The following is a 16,505-nucleotide window of genomic DNA, read 5'->3' as shown; positions in this document are numbered from 1 at the left end:
CGGGCGTCCGGCCCACGGCATCGCGGAGCAACCTGCGTCTTGGCCCGCCGCTGGACTGAGGGGATCCAGCGGCGGCCAACTCATCCCGGCTAACCGCGCCGGCTTCGGGCCGCGCCGATCGCCCGGTCCCACAGCAGTAGTGCTCCGGCTTTCAGCTGGCTCGGTGTCGCCAGATCCTTGGCCATCAGCGCGCTCGCCGCGGCCTTGGTCTTCGCCGACGCCTTCGACATGTGCCCGGAGTCGAACGGCGGCTGCGGGTCGTATTCCAGCGACAGCTGGATGACCTTCGCGCGGTGCTCGCCGCCGATCCGTCCGGCCAGCCACAGTCCGAGGTCGATGCCGGCCGAGACTCCCGCACAGGTGACGATGTCGCCGGAGACCACGATGCGTTCGTCTGCGATCGTGGTGACCCCGAACGCCTTGAGGGCGGGCAGCGCCATCCAGTGGGAGGTGGCTCGCTTGCCGGAGAGCAGCCCGGCGGCCGCCAGGATGATCGACCCGGAGCACACCGATGCCGTCCAGGTGGCCGTGGAATGTGCGCGCCGCACCCACGCCAGCAGCTTCTCGTCGCGGGCGTGTTCGGTGGTAGTCATGCCGCCGGGTACCAGAATGACGTCGGGGGAGGGGGTTTCGTCGAACGAATGGGTGGCCGCGACGACGAGCACGCCGGAGTCGGCGGTGATCGGCCCGGGCTCGTGCCACAGAAACCGCACCCGGGCATCGGGCAGCCAGCGCAACACCTCATAGGGTCCGATGAAGTCCAGTGCCGTGAAGCCGGGATACAACACGATGGCGATCTGCATGGGTGTTCCTCTCAGGCGAAGGTCTTGCGGTAGTGGTCCGGTGAGATGCCGAGCCGGCGGATGAAGGTGCGGCGCAGGGTTTCTGCGGTGCCGAAGCCGCAGCGGCCCGCTATCGCGACGACGGTGTCGTCGGTTTCCTCGAGTTGTCGGCGTGCTGCCTCGGTGCGCACTTGTTCCACATAGGCGCCGGGCGCGATTCCGACCTCGTCGGTGAACACCCGGGTGAAGTGTCGGGGGCTCATGGCAGCGCGGGCGGCGAGTTCGGGAATCCGGTGCGGCCCAACGGGTTCGGACTCGATCAGCTCTTGCACGTCGCGGATCGGCGCGCGGCGGGCCCGTGGCAGCCAGGCCGGCGCCGCGAACTGAGACTGCCCGCCGGGTCTGCGCAGGTAGATCACCAGCCAGCGGGCCACCGTTTGGGCCACCTCGGTTCCGTGATCCTCTTCGATCAGCGCCAACGCCAGATCGATTCCGGCGGTGACCCCGGCCGCGGTCCACACCGACGCTGAGCTGCGCACGAAGATGGGTTCGGGATCGACGGTGACCGCTGGGAATTCGTGCGCCAGGGCGTCGGCGAACGCCCAGTGCGTGGTCGCGCGGCAGTCGTTCAGCAGGCCCGCCTGCGCGGCCAGGAACGCGCCGGTGCACACGCTGACCACCCGTCGGCAATGGGCGGCGGCGGTGCGGATCCACGCCACGGTCGCCGGGTCGGCCCGCGCCGCGTCGACACCCGCGCCGCCGGGCAGCACCACCGTGTCGAGACCCGATGTGGGCTCGGGCAGCGCGGTCGTGGCGATGGCTGGTCCGCTGCTGGTGGCGATCGCCGTACCGTCGACGCTTGCCACGCTGACGGCGTACCGGTCGGCGCGACCCTCGCCCAGCAGTGCCAGCGACGCGGCGGCGAACACCTCCGACGGACCGAACACGTCCAGCGCCTGGACGCCGGGGTAGCCGAGGACGACGACGTTGCGGGTCACGCCATCAGTGTCAGTCGTAGAACCCATGGCGTCTACGCCACACGTCCCACAGATCAGGACACGCGTCTGCTCGCCCGTCTGGGCCCGCCAATGCAACAGGCCCCCGAGGGATCGCCTCGGGGGCCTGCGCGGCCTGTGTTGCCGCGGCGTTCTAGAACGCCGCTTCGTCGAGCTCCATGATGTCGTTGTCGATGGCGTCGATCACCGAGCGAGTGCTGGTCAGCAGCGGCAAGAAGTTCTTGGTGAAGAACGATGCCACCGCGATCTTGCCCTCGTAGAACGCCCGGTCAGCGGCTGAAATATCGCCGGCGGCAGCGTCCAGGGCCTCGACGGCCACCGCGGCCTGGCGGGCCAGCAACCACCCGATCATCAGGTCGCCGACGCTCATCAGGAAGCGCACCGAGCCCAGCCCCACCTTGTAGATGCTGGCGATGTCCTCCTGCGCGGCCATCAGGTAGCCGGTCAGCGTCGCGGCCATGCCCTGCACATCGGCCAGCGCGGTGGCCAGCAGCTCACGCTCCGCCTTGAGCCGGCCGTTGCCGGACTCGTTGGCGATGAACGCCTCGATCTCGCCCGCGACGTGTGCCAGGGCCTGGCCCTTGTCCCGGATGATCTTGCGGAAGAAGAAGTCCTGCGCCTGAATCGCCGTGGTGCCCTCATACAGCGAGTCGATCTTGGCGTCACGGATGTACTGCTCGATCGGGTAGTCCTGCAGGAAGCCCGAGCCGCCGAGCGTCTGCAGACTCTCGGTGAGCTTGGCATAAGCCTGCTCGGAGCCGACACCCTTGACGATCGGCAGCATCAGGTCGTTGATGCGGACGGCGAGATCGGGCTCAACGCCGTGCAGCTTCTCGGCGACGGCGGCGTCCTGGTAGGTCGAGGTGTAGAGGTACAGCGCCCGCAGCCCCTCGGCGTAGGCCTTCTGGGTCATCAGCGACCGGCGCACGTCCGGGTGGTGGGTGATGGTCACCCGCGGCGCGGACTTGTCGGTCATCTGGGTCAGATCGGCGCCCTGCACCCGCTCCTTGGCGTACTCCAGCGCGTTGAGGTAGCCGGTGGACAGTGTGGCGATGGCTTTGGTGCCGACCATCATCCGGGCCTGTTCGATCACGTCGAACATCTGCGCGATGCCGTTGTGCACCTCGCCGACCAGCCAGCCCTTGGCCGGCACGCCGTGCTGGCCGAACGTGAGCTCACAGGTGGCCGAGACCTTCAGTCCCATCTTGTGCTCGACGTTGGTGACGAACACACCATTGCGCTCGCCGAGTTCCCCGGTCTCGAAGTCGAACAGGAACTTCGGCACGAAGAACAGCGACAGGCCTTTGGTACCGGGCTTGGCGCCCTCGGGCCGGGCCAGTACCAGGTGGAAGATGTTCTCGAACAGGTCGTCGGAGTCAGCGGAGGTGATGAACCGCTTGACGCCGTCGATGTGCCAGGAGCCGTCCGCCTGCTGGACGGCCTTGGTGCGGCCGGCGCCGACATCCGAGCCGGCATCGGGCTCGGTGAGCACCATGGTCGAGCCCCAGCCGCGCTCGGCGGCGATGACGGCCCACTTCTTCTGCTCTTCGGTGGCCACGTGGAAGAAGATGTTGGCGAAGCCGGCACCGCCGGCGTACATCCACACCGCCGGGTTGGCGCCGAGGATGTGTTCGTGCAGCGCCCACATCAGTGCCTTGGGCATCGGCATGCCGCCAAGCTGTTCGTCGATGCCGGCCCTGTCCCAGCCGGCCTCCAGCGTGGCGCGCACCGACTTCTTGAACGACTCGGGCAGCGTCACCGTGTGGGTGGCCGGGTCGAACACCGGCGGGTTGCGGTCGCCGTCGACGAAGGAGTCAGCAATCGGGCCCTCAGCCAGCCGGACCATCTCGCCGAGCATCTCCGTAGCGGTGTCGACGTCCAGGTCGGCGTATTCGCCCTGGCCGAAGACCTGGTCCAGGCCGAAGACCTCGAACAGGTTGAATACCTGGTCACGGACATTGCTCTTGTAGTGGCTCACAGCTTCCTCCTCATGGAATGCCACCTGTGGTTGGGTACTCGGGCTTAAGTTACCCACCAGTAACGTGCCCTGAAATATACCCCCTGGGAAGCACAGCGCAAGCCAGTGTGAGCTACATCCTCTTAGCTAACTAACCAACCAGTTGGTCTCACCTGGTCAGCCCGCTCCGCCGCGGCCGATCCGCCACGGCGGCGACGCGGCGGGTAGGGTTCTTCAGCGACCAGACCCGACGAGGTGAATGAGTTCCCGGTGAGTGCCCACGTGAGTTCCGCCAGCAATCTGACGCCGTCGTCGCTCCGGGAGGCGTTCGGCCATTTCCCGTCCGGCGTGGTGGCTGTCGCGGCCGAGGTCGACGGCATCCGGGTCGGGTTGGCCGCCAGCACCTTCGTGCCGGTGTCGCTCGAGCCGCCGCTGGTGTCGTTCTGCGTGCAGAACACCTCGACGACGTGGCCGAAACTCAAGGACTCGCCCCGGCTGGGCATCAGCGTGCTGGGTGAGGCGCACGACATCGCGGCCCGCACGCTGGCCGCCAAGACCGGCGACCGGTTCGCCGGGCTGGAAACGGTGACCAACGAAGGCGCGGTGTTCATCAAGGGCACCGGGGTATGGCTGGGCAGCTCGGTCGAGCAATTGGTGCCCGCCGGAGACCACACCATCGTGGTGCTGCGCGTCTGTGAGCTGACCGTCGACCCGGAGGTCACGCCGATCGTTTTCCACCGCAGCGGTTTCCGCCGGCTCGGCGGCTGATTGCCGCTGCGGCGCGGCCTCGCCGAAGGTGCGACGGCCACCGCAGATGTGTTGCTATGGGCAGATGGCGAATCCCAGTAGTGACCCCGGGCAATTGAGGTCCATGGCCGAGACGCTGGTGGGCGAGGCGGCGGCGTTCGTGCGGCGCCGCCGCGCCGAGGTATTCGGCGCGCAGACCGCCGATTCGGTCCACGGCCTGGTGCAGACGAAGAGCAGTCCGACCGATCCGGTGACGGTGGTCGACACCGAGACCGAGCGGTTCATCCGGGACCGGCTGGCCCGGCTGCGGCCCGGCGATGCGGTGCTGGGAGAGGAAGGCGGCGGTTCCGGCGACGTCTCCGGGCGCGACCCCGGTGCGGTCACCTGGGTCGTCGACCCGATCGACGGCACTGTCAACTTCATGTACGGCGTACCGGCCTACGCGGTCTCGGTGGCGGCGCAGGTCGGCGGCGTGTCAGTGGCCGGCGCGGTCGCGGACGTGGTCGGTGACCGGATCTATTCGGCCGGTGCCCGGCTGGGTGCACAGGTCACCGATCGGACGGGCACCGCTGCGCTGCGTTGCACCGAGGTCGCCGAACTGTCCGTGGCACTGCTCGGGACCGGCTTCGGGTACTCGCCCAACCGCCGGGCCGCGCAGGCGGTGTTGCTGGCCCGGTTGCTACCGGCGGTGCGCGACGTGCGGCGGATCGGCTCGGCGGCGCTGGATCTGTGCATGGTTGCCGCGGGACGGCTGGACGTGTATTACGAGCACGGGATCAAGCTGTGGGACCACGCGGCGGGATCGTTGATCGCGGCCGAGGCGGGCGCCCGGGTGGTGTTGCCGGGTCCGGAGCCCGACGGGGGCGATGTCATCATCGCCGCGGCACCCGGCATCGCCGACGAATTCATTGCGACGCTGCGGCGAGAGGGTGGTTTCGCCGCGATCCCGCAATAGTCACACCCGCCCCGGAATCGTGATGAAATTCACGCCAGAACCCATTTATTGCCTATCACGGGTTGACCGCGGTTTGATCACGTCGGTATAACGGATCGTGCGGATGCGCCCGTGCTCCCGAACCGCATCGACGCGGTATCGCTGGATAAGCGCATCATCTGCTGTCAAAGCCCAGGAGGTTTGGTGCCGCGACGAGCGGCAGTATCGCGTGCTGGAAACGTAACTAGAGATGCAAAGTAACCGAATGTATAGGTCGAAAAGATGACGATTTCTTTTGCTTCATTCGCGGTGGATACCGCCGCGTCCGCCACGGCCGGGACGAATGCGTATTCGATTCCCCATACCGCCCTCAACGACAACGTGACCATGCCCGTCTTGGGACTCGGGGTGGCGAAGCTGTCCGATGAGCAGACCGAGGCTTCGATTCTGGCCGCTCTGGAGAGCGGCTGCCGGCTGATCGACACCGCGGCCTCCTACGGCAACGAGGCCGTGGTGGGCCGCGCCATCAAGGCGTCCGGGGTCCCGCGTTCCGAACTGTTCGTCACCACCAAGCTGGGCACCTCCCGACAGGGGTACGCCAGCACCCTGGACGCCTGCCGCGAGAGCATCGACCGGCTCGGCCTGGACTACCTGGACATGTATCTGATCCACTGGCCGGCTCCGAAGGTGGGCAAGTACCTCGACAGCTGGCAGGCCATGATCCACGCCCGCGAACAGGGCCTGGTCCGCTCGATCGGCGTCTGCAACTTCACCGAGGACTTGCTCACCGAGCTCATCGACGAGACCTCGGTGGCGCCCGCACTCAACCAGGTCGAACTGCACCCGCTGTTCAATCAGGAGCGGCTGCGCCGGTTTCACGCCGAGCAGCGCATCGTCACCGAGGCGCACAGCCCGTTGGGCTTCGGCGAGCGCCACATCATCGTGCGGGTGATCGACAATCCGACGGTGAAGGCGATCGGCGCCAAGCACGACCGGTCGCCGGCGCAGGTGCTCATCCGCTGGAGTCTGCAGCTGGGTAATGTGGTCACCCCGCGCTCGTCGAGGCCACACCGGATCGCGGAGAACTTCGACGTCTTCGACTTCGAGTTGAGCGACGACGACATGGCACTGCTCAACGGGCTGCACAACGGAACCCGGATTCACCACCACCCGATGACGTTCCTGGGCACCTAAGGGCGGGGCCGGAATTCCTTCCACATCTCCGGGTAGGGCCCGCTCAGCGGTGCCGCTGGGGCCAGGATCTCGGCGATGTCGGCCAGATCATCGGGCCTCAGCTCCAGGTGCACCGCGGCGGCGCTGTCCTGCAGGTAGCCGACGTGCTGGGCGCCGACGATCGCGACGTGCACCCCCGGTTGCGCCAGTGCCCAGGCGAGCGCTAGCTGGCTCAGCGTGACACCCAGGTCCGCGGCCAGCGAGCGAAGTCCCTCAACTACTTTCAGATTCCGTGCGAACCCCTCGCCGCTGAAGATTCCGCTGCGGGCGCGCCAGTCGTCGTCGTCGAACCTGCTCTCGGCGGTGATGGTTCCGGTCAGCAGACCGTGCGCCAGCGCCCCGTAGACCAGCACGCCGATGTCGTTGTCGCGGCAGTAGGGCAACAAGCTGTCCTGCAGGTCGCGGCGCAGCATGTTGAACGGCGGCTGGACCGTTTCCACCGGAAGGGTCGCCGAGAACTGCGCGATCTGATCGACGTCGTAATTCGACACCCCGACGTGGCGGATCTTGCCCGCCGCGACCAATTCGGCCAGCGCGCCGGCGGTTTCGGCGGCAGGCACGCTCGGGTCGGGCCAATGCACCTGATACAGGTCGATGTGATCGATGCCCAACGCGGCCAGGCTGGTGTCGACGTCGTGGCGGAGCCATTCGGGCCGGGCGTCGCGGACCGGACCGTCGTCGGTCTCCCGCAGTCCGCCCTTGGTCGCGATCACCACCTCGTCACGGGCATGGTCGAGATCGTGGCGCAATGCGGTGCCGAGAATGCGCTCAGCGGTTCCGAATCCGTACTCGTGGGCGGTGTCGAAGAAGTTGAACCCCAGCTCGCGAGCCCGGCGGACGATTGCGATCGCGTTGTCCTCACGGACTTCGCCCCACGCCCCGCTGAACTCCCAGGTTCCCAGCGCCAGGCGCGAAACCTGCAGACCGCTTCGTCCCAGCGTGGTGGTCTTCACGGGTCAGTCAGGCTTGCGGCGGAAGATCTTTCGGCCGAGCCAGACGATCGGGTCGTAGCGATCTCCGGCCACCCGCTCCTTCATCGGGATGATGGCGTTGTCGGTGATCGTGATGTGTTCCGGGCAGACCTCGGTGCAGCACTTGGTGATGTTGCACAACCCGAGACCGGCCTCGTCCTGAGCCAACTGACGCCGGTCGGCGGTGTCCAGTGGGTGCATCTCCAACTCGGCCAGCCGGATGAACATCCGCGGGCCGGCGAAGTTCGGCTTGTTCTCCTCATGGTCCCGGATGACGTGGCAGACGTTCTGGCACAGGAAGCATTCGATGCACTTGCGGAACTCTTGGGACCGCTCGACGTCGACCTGCTGCATCCGGTACTCGCCGGGTTTGAGATTCGCCGGCGGCTTGAAGGACGGCATCTCGCGGGCCTTCTCGTAGTTGAAGGAGACGTCGGTGACCAGGTCGCGAATCACCGGGAAGGTCCGCACCGGCGTCACCGTGATGGTCTCATCCGGGGAGAACATCGACATCCGTGTCATGCACAACAGTCGGGGGAAGCCGTTGATCTCCGCCGAACACGAGCCGCACTTGCCGGCCTTGCAGTTCCAGCGCACCGCCAAGTCGGGTGTCTGGGTCGCCTGCAACCGATGGATGACGTCGAGGACCACCTCACCCTCGTTGACCTCGACCTCGAAGTCCTGCAGCCCACCACCGTCGATGTCGCCGCGCCATACCCGTAGCTGGGCGATATGTGTCATTACGCTCTCCGTCCCGGGTGTTGCGCCAGCTCTTCGTCGGTGTAGTACTTCTCCAGCTCGGAGATCTCGAACAGTTCCAGCAGGTCCTCACGCATCGCGGTCTGCGCCTCCGGGGTGATCGTGATGTCGGGCACCTCGCTGTCGTTGGCGACCCGGCAGACCAGCAGGGTCTTGCGCCAATTCGAGTCCATGCCAGGGTGGTCGTCTCGGGTGTGCCCGCCGCGGCTCTCGGTGCGCTGCAGCGCGGCCTTGGCCACGCACTCGCTGACCAGCAGCATGTTGCGCAGGTCGACGGCCAGATGCCAGCCCGGGTTGTAGTGCCGACCGCCCTCGACGGCCACGGTCGCGAACCGGGTCTTGAACTCCTCGAGCCGGGCCAGGGCCTGTTCCAGCTCGCCGGCGTTGCGGATGATGCCGACCAGGTCGTTCATCGACTGCTGGAGCTCGGCGTGCAGCGTGTACGGATTCTCGCCCGCGCCGCCGCCCGGCCGGTCGAGCGGGGCCAGAGCCAGCTTCGCCGCGGCCTCCAACGCCGCCGGTGCAACCGCCGGCCGACTGGCCAGCCCCCGCACGTACTCCGCGGCGCCCAGACCGGCACGGCGGCCGAAGACCAGCAGATCCGACAGCGAGTTGCCGCCCAGCCGGTTGGACCCGTGCATCCCGCCGGCGCATTCCCCGGCGGCGAACAGCCCCGGGACCGCGGCTGCCGCAGTGTCCGGGTCGACCTCGATACCGCCCATCACGTAGTGGCAGGTAGGACCCACCTCCATGGCGTCCTTGGTGATGTCGACCTCGGCGAGCTGCATGAACTGGTGGTACATCGAGGGCAGTCGGCGCTTGATCTCCTCCGGCTTGAGCCGGGAGGCGATGTCGAGGAACACCCCGCCGTGGGGTGAACCCCGTCCGGCCTTGACCTCGGAGTTGATGGCGCGGGCCACCTCGTCGCGCGGCAGCAGGTCGGGGGTGCGGCGGGCCGAGTCGTTGTCCTTGAGCCACTGGTCGGCTTCTTGCTCGGTTTCGGCGTACTGGCCTTTGAACACCGGTGGGATGTAGTCGAACATGAACCGCGTCCCGTCGGAGTTCTTGAGCACCCCGCCGTCGCCGCGCACACCCTCGGTGACCAGAATCCCCTTCACACTGGGCGGCCACACCATCCCGGTCGGATGGAACTGCACGAATTCCATATTGATCAACGTCGCGCCGGCCCGTAGCGCCAGCGCGTGTCCGTCGCCGGTGTACTCCCAGGAGTTCGAGGTCACCTTGAACGACTTGCCGATCCCGCCGGTGGCCAGCACCACCGCGGGCGTCTCGAACACGATGAACTTGCCGGATTCGCGCCAGTAGCCGAAGGCACCCGAAATCGCCCCGGTGGCATCGTCTTTGAGCAGTTCAGTGATGGTGCACTCGTGAAAGACCTTGATCTTCGCCTCGTAGTCGCCGAACTCGGCGTGATCGTCCTGCTGCAGCGAGACGACCTTCTGCTGCAGCGTGCGGATCATCTCCAGGCCGGTGCGGTCGCCGACGTGCGCCAATCGCGGATAGGTGTGGCCACCGAAGTTGCGCTGGTTGATCTTCCCGTCTTTGGTGCGGTCGAACAACGCGCCGTAGGTCTCCAACTCCCAGACCCGCTCCGGCGCCTCGCGGGCATGCAGTTCGGCCATCCGCCAGTTGTTGAGGAACTTGCCGCCGCGCATGGTGTCGCCGAAGTGCACCTGCCAGTTGTCTTTGTCGTTGACGTTGCCCATCGATGCGGCGGCGCCGCCCTCGGCCATCACGGTGTGCGCCTTGCCGAACAGCGACTTGCACACCACCGCCACGCTCAGGCCCTGCTGGCGGGCTTCGATGACCGCGCGCAGACCCGCGCCGCCGGCACCGATCACGACCACGTCGTAGGAGTGCCGTTCGACTTCAACCATGAATTCTCGCTTACTCTTCGTGTGAATGAGGCTTCGTCAGCCGATGAACCGGATATCGGTGAAGACGCCGCTGGCCACCATCCAGACATAGAAGTCGGTGAAGGCCAGCGTGCCCAGAGTGATCCAGGCGAACTGCTGGTGCCGGCCGTTGAACCAGCTGATCTTCGACCAAAGCCAGTAGCGCACCGGGTTTTTGGAGAAGTGCGTGAGCCGTCCACCCATGACGTGCCGGCAGGAGTGACAACCGCCGGTGTAGGCCCACAGCATTGCCACGTTGACGCAGAGCACGATGTTGCCCAGGCCGAACCCGAAACCACCGGCGCCACCGTTGGCGTCCGCGGAGTAGAACGCGGTGATCGCGTCATAGGTGTTCAGCATGGTGATGGCCAGGGCGGCGTAAAAGAAGTAGCGGTGGCTGTTCTGGATGATCAGCGGGAACCGGGTCTCCCCGGTGTAGCCGGCACGCGGTTCGGGCACTGCACATCCCGCCGGCGAGAGCCAGTAGGCGCGGTAGTAGGCCTTGCGGTAGTAGTAGCAGGTCAGCCGGAACGCCAACAGAAACGGCAGAACCAACGCACCCAGCGGAATCCACCAGGGGAATTCCGGCAGCCAGACCCCCAGGTGGCTGGAGCCCTCCACGCAGGATGCGCTGATACACGGCGAGTAGAACGGTGTCAGGTAGTGATATCTGTCGACCCAGTAGTCGCTGCCCCAGAACGCCCGGACCGTTGCGTAGAGAACCCACGCGCTGAGGAAGACATTGACCCGCAGCGGCGATAACCACCACCGGTCGGTGCGCAGGGTGCGATCCGCGATCCGTGCGCGAGTCGCCGAGAAGACGCCGGTGCCAGGACGGTTCACGGCGGGTGCGCTCATCTGGGGGTTCCCTTCGGCTGGATTTCGTCGGAGGGCGCCCCTTATACAAGCAGCACCCGGTGGGGTCAGTACCTGCCCTGGCCGCCGACGCCCTCGTCGTCGACGTCACGCCAGAATTCGCTGTCGTACTCGGTATCGGGGATCGCGATCTTCTCCTGGGCGCGCTCGGCGGCCCAGCGTTGCAGATCGAGTTCCCCGGCGTCGGATTCGAGGAGTTGAACATCGGCGAGGATGCGCTCGGCGTCCATCTCGATGCGGCGCATCCCAGGGATATCGCCGAACCGGGTCTTCAGTCCCAGCACGCAGCGCCGCAGGTCGCCAATCAGGGCGTGCAGTTCGGCGAGTTCGCTAGTGCTCGACACCGGTTCCTCCTCAGGTGTTACGGATCACAGTACGTTCACCCGATGCTAGCCACATCGGGAACCGGACGTGAGACAGATCACGTTGGTGTGGCGAAACGTCGGGCACAGAAAAACCCCCACACACGCTGTGTGCGGGGGTTTTCCGGGCCAGTCGTGGTTACGGCCTACTTGGTGATGGCGATCCGCTGCGGCTGGGCGCCGGCGTGGACGCCGGCTACCCGGACGCTCAGTACGCCGGCGTCGTAGGACGCCGAGACGTCGTCGCCGGTGACGTGCCCCGGTACCGCGAACGACCGGCGGAAGGCGCCGTAGCGCACTTCGCGCAGCGTGCGTTGGTGGTTACCGGAGTCGGCTTCGGTGTGCTCGTCGCGGCGCTCGCCGCGGATGACCAGACGGCCGCCGTCGAGTTCGACGGTCACGTCCTTCTCCACGTCGATGCCCGGGAGCTCCAGGCGGACCACCGCGTCGTCGCCGTCCTTGGTGATCTCGGCGGCGGGTCGGAAGCCGCCGGCCGCGGGCGTCCGCCAGTCGTTGGCCGTGGCCGGGCCGAAGAAGTCGCGTACCCACCGGTCGGTGTCGAACGGGCGGGGCCACAGAGTGAGGGTGCTCATTGGTGTCACTACCTTTCTTGGATTGCTGCCGCGCCGGTCGGTACCGGCCCGTCATCGAGTAGAACTTGAGTCGACCACGCTAAAGTTCCGCGTTCGCCGATAGTGAACAAACCCACACTCCGCGGACCTGGCGAGCACCCTCACAGCCACGTGAGCACACCGTCACACGGTTGTAACGCATGGCGATACTGCCGCAATATCGCCTTTCTAATCTCAGCGCATGGCCCCGATCGAAACGCCCCGCGCCGGCGACGCCGTTCGGGAACTGGTCGTAGTCGGACACGGCATGGTCGGCCACCGCTTCGTGGAGGCGCTGCGCAGTCGGGCCGGCAGTGGAAGCTGGCGGGTCACCGTGCTGGCCGAGGAGTCCGACCCGGCCTACTACCGGGTCGGGCTGACGTCTTACACCGACGGTTGGGACCGCTCCCGGCTGGCGCTGCCGGGCAACGACTACGCCGGCGACGAGCAGGTCCGGTTGCTGCTCAAATCCCGGGTCACCGAGATCGATCGCGGCGCCAAGATCGTGCAGACCGCCAACGGCGAGAGCTACCGCTACGACACCCTGGTGCTGGCGACCGGATCGCGGGCCTTCGTGCCGCCGGTGCCGGGCCATGATCTGCCGGGCTGCCACGTGTACCGCACCCTGGACGACCTCGACGGTATCCGCGCCGACATCGAATGCATGTTGGAAGCCGGCGGCACCCGCGCCGGTGTGGTCATCGGCGGCGGGCTGCTGGGCCTCGAGGCGGCCAACGCGCTGCGGGCATCCGGGATCGAACCGCACATCGTCGAGATGGCGCCGCGGCTGATGCCGCAGCAGCTCGACGACGCCGGCGGCTCGCTGCTGGGCCGGATGATCTCCGATCTGGGTATCGCCGTCCATGTCGGAGTCGGCACGCAGGCCATCGAACGCCGCACCCACGAGCACCGGTCGCCCACGTTGATGGTGCGGCTCTCCGACGACACGGTCATCGAGGCCGGACTGGTGATCTTCGCCGCCGGGGTCCGTCCGCGCGACGAGTTGGCCCGCGAGGCCGGCCTGTCGATCGCCGAGCGCGGCGGCGTACTCACGGACATCTCCTGTATGACCAGTGACGCCGATGTCTACGCGATCGGTGAGGTCGCCGCCATCGAGGGCGTCTGCTACGGCCTGGTCGGCCCCGGCTACACCAGCGCCGAGGTGGTCGCCGACCGGCTGCTCGACGGCCTGGCCGAATTCGGCGAAGCCGACATGTCCACCAAACTCAAGTTGCTCGGCGTCGACGTGGCCAGCTTCGGCGACGCGATGGGGACCACCGCGAACTCACTGTCGGTCGTGGTCAACGACCCGGTGAAGCGCACCTACGCCAAGCTGGTGCTCTCCGACGACGCCAAGACCCTGCTCGGCGGGATTCTTGTCGGAGACGCCACGTCATACGGTGTGCTGCGCCCGATGGTCGGCGCCGAATTGCCCGGCGATCCGCTCGACCTGATCGCGCCGTCGGGTTCCGGTGGCGACGGCAAGACGTCGTTGGGGATCGGTGCGCTGCCCGGGGCGGCGCAGATCTGTTCCTGCAACAACGTCACTAAGACCCAACTGTGCGAAGCGATCGCTGACGGCTGCTGCGACGTCCAGGCATTGAAGAACCGCACCAAGGCCGGCACCTCGTGCGGCTCCTGCATTCCGCTGCTCAAGGAGCTGCTGGTCGCCGAGGGCGTGGAGCAGTCGAAGGCGCTGTGCGAGCACTTCGCGCAGTCGCGCGCCGAACTCTTCCAGATCGTCCAGGTCACCGGGATCCGTACCTTCTCCGAGCTGCTGCAGCGCTTCGGGAGCGGCCACGGCTGCGACATCTGCAAGCCGACCGTCGCCTCCATCCTGGCGTCCACCGGTTCCGAGCACATCCTGGAGGGCGAGCAGGCGGCACTGCAGGACTCCAATGACCACTTCCTGGCCAACATTCAGCGCAACGGCAGCTACTCGGTGGTTCCCCGAGTGCCCGGCGGTGAGATCAAGCCCGAGCACCTGATCCTGATCGGTCAGATCGCGCAGGAGTTCGGGCTCTACACCAAGATCACCGGCGGTCAGCGGATCGACATGTTCGGCGCCCGAGTGGATCAGCTGCCGGCCATCTGGCGCAAGTTGGTCGATGCCGGCATGGAATCCGGTCAGGCATACGGCAAGTCGCTGCGCACCGTGAAGAGCTGTGTGGGCAGTGACTGGTGCCGCTACGGACAGCAGGACTCCGTGAAGATGGCCGTCGACCTGGAACTGCGCTATCGGGGCCTGCGCGCACCGCACAAGATCAAGATGGGTGTGTCCGGCTGCGCGCGCGAATGCGCCGAGGCGCGGGGCAAGGACGTCGGCGTGATCGCCACCGAGATCGGCTGGAATCTGTACGTCGGCGGCAACGGTGGGATGTCGCCCAAGCACGCCCAACTGCTCGCCTCCGACATCGACACCGAGACGGTGTTCCGTTACATCGACCGGTTCTTGATGTTCTACATCCGTACAGCGGATCGGCTGCAGCGCACCGCACCCTGGGTCGAGTCGATCGAAGGCGGGCTCGACCACATCCGCGAAGTCGTCTGCGACGACTCATTGGGCCTCGCTTCCGAATTCGAGGCAGCGATGGCCCGCCACGTCGACAACTACACCGACGAATGGAAGGGGGTGCTCGACGACCCGGAGAAGCTGGCGCGCTTTGTCTCGTTCGTCAACGCCCCCGACGCCGAAGACCCCACCGTCGCGTTCACCGAGCGCGACGGCCGCAAAGTTCCGTTACCCATCCCGGTACTGCGCACTGAGGAGGAATCATGATCACCACCACCGTCTCGACATGGACCACCGCCTGCCGGTATGACCAGCTCATCCCCGGCCTCGGCGTGGGGGTGTTGCTCGACAACGGCAAGCAGGCCGCGCTGTTCCGGCTCGATGACGGCTCGGTGCACGCGGTGTGCAATGTCGACCCGTTCTTCCGGGCGGCCGTGCTGTCGCGGGGCATCGTGGGTGACCGCGGCGGCCGGCTCTCGGTCATCTCGCCGCTGAAGAAGCAGGCGTTCGCCTTCGACGACGGCAGTTGCCTGGACGACCCCCGCATCTCGGTGCGGGTGTACCCGACGCGGGTGGTGGATGGCTACGTGCAGATCGGCCGGACCGGCGCCGAGCGGGCCGTCGCTTAACCGTTCGGCTGGTCGACCGCAAGCCGATAACCGCGTTTCACGACGGTAGCGATGATGTTCTTGTCGCCCAGCGTATTTCGTAGCCGCAGCACCGCCGTTTCCACCGCGTGCGTGCTACGGCCGTTGCCCGGCAGGGCGTCGAGCAGGTCGTCACGGGACACCACCTTGCCGGGATGACGAGCCAACGCGCGCAGCGTCGCCATCCCGGCGGGTGACACCGCCTTGGCCACCCCGTCGACCATCACGCAACTGCTGCGAACCTCGATCCGGTGGCCGGCGGCATACACGGCGCGGGAGCGCAACCGGGGAAGCTGGTCCACGATGTGGCGAGCCAACGCCCCCAGCCGCATCCGCCGCGGTGACGATGTGGGGACACCGAGCTGCGTCAGCGGCCGGGCTGTCAGCGGACCCACACACATCGCGTGTACCTCCGACCGCAGCGCGCCGAGCAGCTCATCGGAGATGCCGAGCTCGACGGCGCGGGTGAGCGTGGCCATCACCGCCGCGGCCGAGGTGAAGCTGACGGCGTCGAACTGCCGCTGGGCGATCTCGGTGGTCAGCTGGTCGAACTCTCCACCGGGCCGGGCCGCCCGCCACCGGTAGACCTGAATGGGCGTCACTTCGGCGCCCGCACAACGGAGTCGGTCGAGTAGTTCGGGAGCCGGATCCCAGCCGCCGCTGGTGCCGTGCAGCTGGACCGCGATGTGGTGGCCGCAGACACCCGCGGCCCGCAGGTAGCCGAGCATCGCGGCCGAAGATTCGGATTCTGGCGACCACTCCTCGGGCAGGTCCGCCGCGCGCAGTGCGCCCACCGCCTTCGGCCCACGAGCGACAATCCGGGCGGTGTGCAACGCCTCGATGAGTTCATCGGCCAGTCCCCACCCCTCGGCGGCGGCGATCCAGCCGCGGAAACCGATCGCGGTCGTCACCACCAGAATGTCGGGTGGTCTCGCGATCAATTCCTCCGTACAGCGGTGCAATTCGTCGTCATCGGTGAGGTCGACCATGTCGATCGCCGGAGCGGCACAGACGGTGGCACCGTGGCGCCGAAGCAGGGTGCAGAGCTCGTCGGCGCGACGCGACGAGGTCACCGCGACCCGGTAGCCGCTCAGCGCCGCCCGGTCCGGCCGGGTCATCCGAGAGCCGCCGCAGCGCCGGGATGCGGTCGCCGTTCCGGGCAGTCGCCGGCCCGGGTCGGCT

15 protein-coding genes are annotated in these 16,505 nt (G+C 67.1%); 5 read left to right on the top strand and 10 right to left on the bottom strand.

The features are described from left to right. Positions 1–89: 89 nt before the first annotated feature. The 3 genes from BST10_RS04690 to BST10_RS04680 form a co-directional block, all read right to left on the bottom strand. Complete coding sequence (locus BST10_RS04690; RefSeq protein ID WP_083036646.1) at positions 90–803, bottom strand: DJ-1/PfpI family protein; 714 nt, start codon at positions 801–803, stop codon at positions 90–92. Between the two features lie 11 nt (positions 804–814). Then, positions 815–1,780 carry a GlxA family transcriptional regulator gene (locus tag BST10_RS04685; protein ID WP_083036643.1) on the bottom strand — a complete coding sequence of 322 codons (966 nt, stop codon included), beginning with the start codon at positions 1,778–1,780 and terminating at the stop codon, positions 815–817. Positions 1,781–1,931: 151 nt separating this feature from the next. Further along, entirely contained in the window at positions 1,932–3,776 is a 1,845-nt protein-coding gene (locus tag BST10_RS04680; RefSeq protein WP_083036759.1) for an acyl-CoA dehydrogenase, read from the bottom strand. Positions 3,777–4,037: 261 nt separating this feature from the next. Here BST10_RS04680 and BST10_RS04675 point away from each other — a divergent pair, with 261 nt between their 5' ends. The 3 genes from BST10_RS04675 (at position 4,038) to BST10_RS04665 (ending at position 6,630) form a co-directional block, all read left to right on the top strand. Beyond that, positions 4,038–4,523 (top strand): flavin reductase family protein, encoded by a 486-nt coding sequence (locus BST10_RS04675; protein WP_083036757.1) that lies wholly within the window; start codon positions 4,038–4,040, stop codon positions 4,521–4,523. A 64-nt stretch (positions 4,524–4,587) separates the two neighbouring features. Continuing rightward, a complete protein-coding gene (locus tag BST10_RS04670) occupies positions 4,588–5,457 on the top strand; it encodes an inositol monophosphatase family protein (protein ID WP_083036641.1) in 870 nt (289 codons plus the stop codon). Between the two features lie 366 nt (positions 5,458–5,823). Continuing rightward, positions 5,824–6,630 carry an aldo/keto reductase gene (locus BST10_RS04665; RefSeq protein ID WP_081465617.1) on the top strand — a complete coding sequence of 269 codons (807 nt, stop codon included), beginning with the start codon at positions 5,824–5,826 and terminating at the stop codon, positions 6,628–6,630. Here BST10_RS04665 and BST10_RS04660 read toward each other — a convergent pair. From BST10_RS04660 to BST10_RS04635, 6 genes are all read right to left on the bottom strand, one after another. Next, positions 6,627–7,622 carry an aldo/keto reductase gene (locus BST10_RS04660; RefSeq protein WP_083036638.1) on the bottom strand — a complete coding sequence of 332 codons (996 nt, stop codon included), beginning with the start codon at positions 7,620–7,622 and terminating at the stop codon, positions 6,627–6,629. The genes BST10_RS04665 and BST10_RS04660 overlap by 4 nt on opposite strands. Positions 7,623–7,625: 3 nt before the next feature. Beyond that, positions 7,626–8,381 (bottom strand): succinate dehydrogenase/fumarate reductase iron-sulfur subunit, encoded by a 756-nt coding sequence (locus BST10_RS04655; protein WP_083036637.1) that lies wholly within the window; start codon positions 8,379–8,381, stop codon positions 7,626–7,628. Beyond that, on the bottom strand, positions 8,381–10,297 hold the full coding sequence (locus tag BST10_RS04650; protein WP_083036636.1) for a fumarate reductase/succinate dehydrogenase flavoprotein subunit: 1,917 nt from the start codon (positions 10,295–10,297) through the stop codon (positions 8,381–8,383). Before BST10_RS04650 ends, BST10_RS04655 begins: the two co-directional genes overlap by 1 nt. Positions 10,298–10,333: 36 nt before the next feature. Continuing rightward, positions 10,334–11,173 carry a hypothetical protein gene (locus BST10_RS04645; RefSeq protein ID WP_041316752.1) on the bottom strand — a complete coding sequence of 280 codons (840 nt, stop codon included), beginning with the start codon at positions 11,171–11,173 and terminating at the stop codon, positions 10,334–10,336. A 65-nt stretch (positions 11,174–11,238) separates the two neighbouring features. Next, positions 11,239–11,535: a hypothetical protein gene (locus BST10_RS04640; RefSeq protein ID WP_013827181.1), complete on the bottom strand. Its 297-nt coding sequence runs from the start codon at positions 11,533–11,535 to the stop codon at positions 11,239–11,241. Between the two features lie 164 nt (positions 11,536–11,699). Continuing rightward, positions 11,700–12,146, bottom strand: coding sequence for an Hsp20/alpha crystallin family protein (locus tag BST10_RS04635; protein WP_083036635.1), 447 nt, complete (start codon positions 12,144–12,146; stop codon positions 11,700–11,702). Between the two features lie 220 nt (positions 12,147–12,366). On the opposite strand from BST10_RS04635, the gene nirB reads away from it, so the two are divergent. Both nirB and nirD read left to right on the top strand, forming a co-directional pair. Continuing rightward, the gene (gene nirB, locus BST10_RS04630) at positions 12,367–14,943 is read left to right on the top strand and encodes a nitrite reductase large subunit NirB (protein WP_083036634.1); all 2,577 of its coding nucleotides are present in this window, start codon (positions 12,367–12,369) and stop codon (positions 14,941–14,943) included. Next, the gene (gene nirD, locus BST10_RS04625; protein ID WP_013827184.1) at positions 14,940–15,305 is read left to right on the top strand and encodes a nitrite reductase small subunit NirD; all 366 of its coding nucleotides are present in this window, start codon (positions 14,940–14,942) and stop codon (positions 15,303–15,305) included. The genes nirB and nirD overlap by 4 nt, the downstream gene beginning before the upstream one ends. On the opposite strand, the gene BST10_RS04620 is transcribed toward nirD, so the two are convergent. After that, the gene (locus tag BST10_RS04620) at positions 15,302–16,441 is read right to left on the bottom strand and encodes a uroporphyrinogen-III synthase (protein WP_083036633.1); all 1,140 of its coding nucleotides are present in this window, start codon (positions 16,439–16,441) and stop codon (positions 15,302–15,304) included. The genes nirD and BST10_RS04620 overlap by 4 nt on opposite strands. Positions 16,442–16,505 lie beyond the last annotated feature (64 nt).

The sequence above is a fragment of the Mycolicibacter algericus DSM 45454 genome, from assembly GCF_002086455.1.
GTDB lineage: Bacteria > Actinomycetota > Actinomycetes > Mycobacteriales > Mycobacteriaceae > Mycobacterium > Mycobacterium algericum.
This window is presented reverse-complemented; position numbering and strand designations above follow the sequence as displayed.

What these genes read in the sequence shown, in the direction of transcription:
- BST10_RS04645 (WP_041316752.1), bottom strand. Translation starts at nt 11,173, where the DNA reads ATGAGCGCACCCGCCGTGAACCGTCCTGGCACCGGCGTCTTCTCGGCG.
- BST10_RS04635 (WP_083036635.1), bottom strand. Translation starts at nt 12,146, where the DNA reads ATGAGCACCCTCACTCTGTGGCCCCGCCCGTTCGACACCGACCGGTGG.
- BST10_RS04655 (WP_083036637.1), bottom strand. Translation starts at nt 8,381, where the DNA reads ATGACACATATCGCCCAGCTACGGGTATGGCGCGGCGACATCGACGGT.
- nirB (WP_083036634.1), top strand. Translation starts at nt 12,367, where the DNA reads ATGGCCCCGATCGAAACGCCCCGCGCCGGCGACGCCGTTCGGGAACTG.
- BST10_RS04670 (WP_083036641.1), top strand. Translation starts at nt 4,588, where the DNA reads ATGGCGAATCCCAGTAGTGACCCCGGGCAATTGAGGTCCATGGCCGAG.
- BST10_RS04620 (WP_083036633.1), bottom strand. Translation starts at nt 16,441, where the DNA reads ATGACCCGGCCGGACCGGGCGGCGCTGAGCGGCTACCGGGTCGCGGTG.
- BST10_RS04665 (WP_081465617.1), top strand. Translation starts at nt 5,824, where the DNA reads ATGCCCGTCTTGGGACTCGGGGTGGCGAAGCTGTCCGATGAGCAGACC.
- BST10_RS04690 (WP_083036646.1), bottom strand. Translation starts at nt 803, where the DNA reads ATGCAGATCGCCATCGTGTTGTATCCCGGCTTCACGGCACTGGACTTC.
- BST10_RS04650 (WP_083036636.1), bottom strand. Translation starts at nt 10,297, where the DNA reads ATGGTTGAAGTCGAACGGCACTCCTACGACGTGGTCGTGATCGGTGCC.
- nirD (WP_013827184.1), top strand. Translation starts at nt 14,940, where the DNA reads ATGATCACCACCACCGTCTCGACATGGACCACCGCCTGCCGGTATGAC.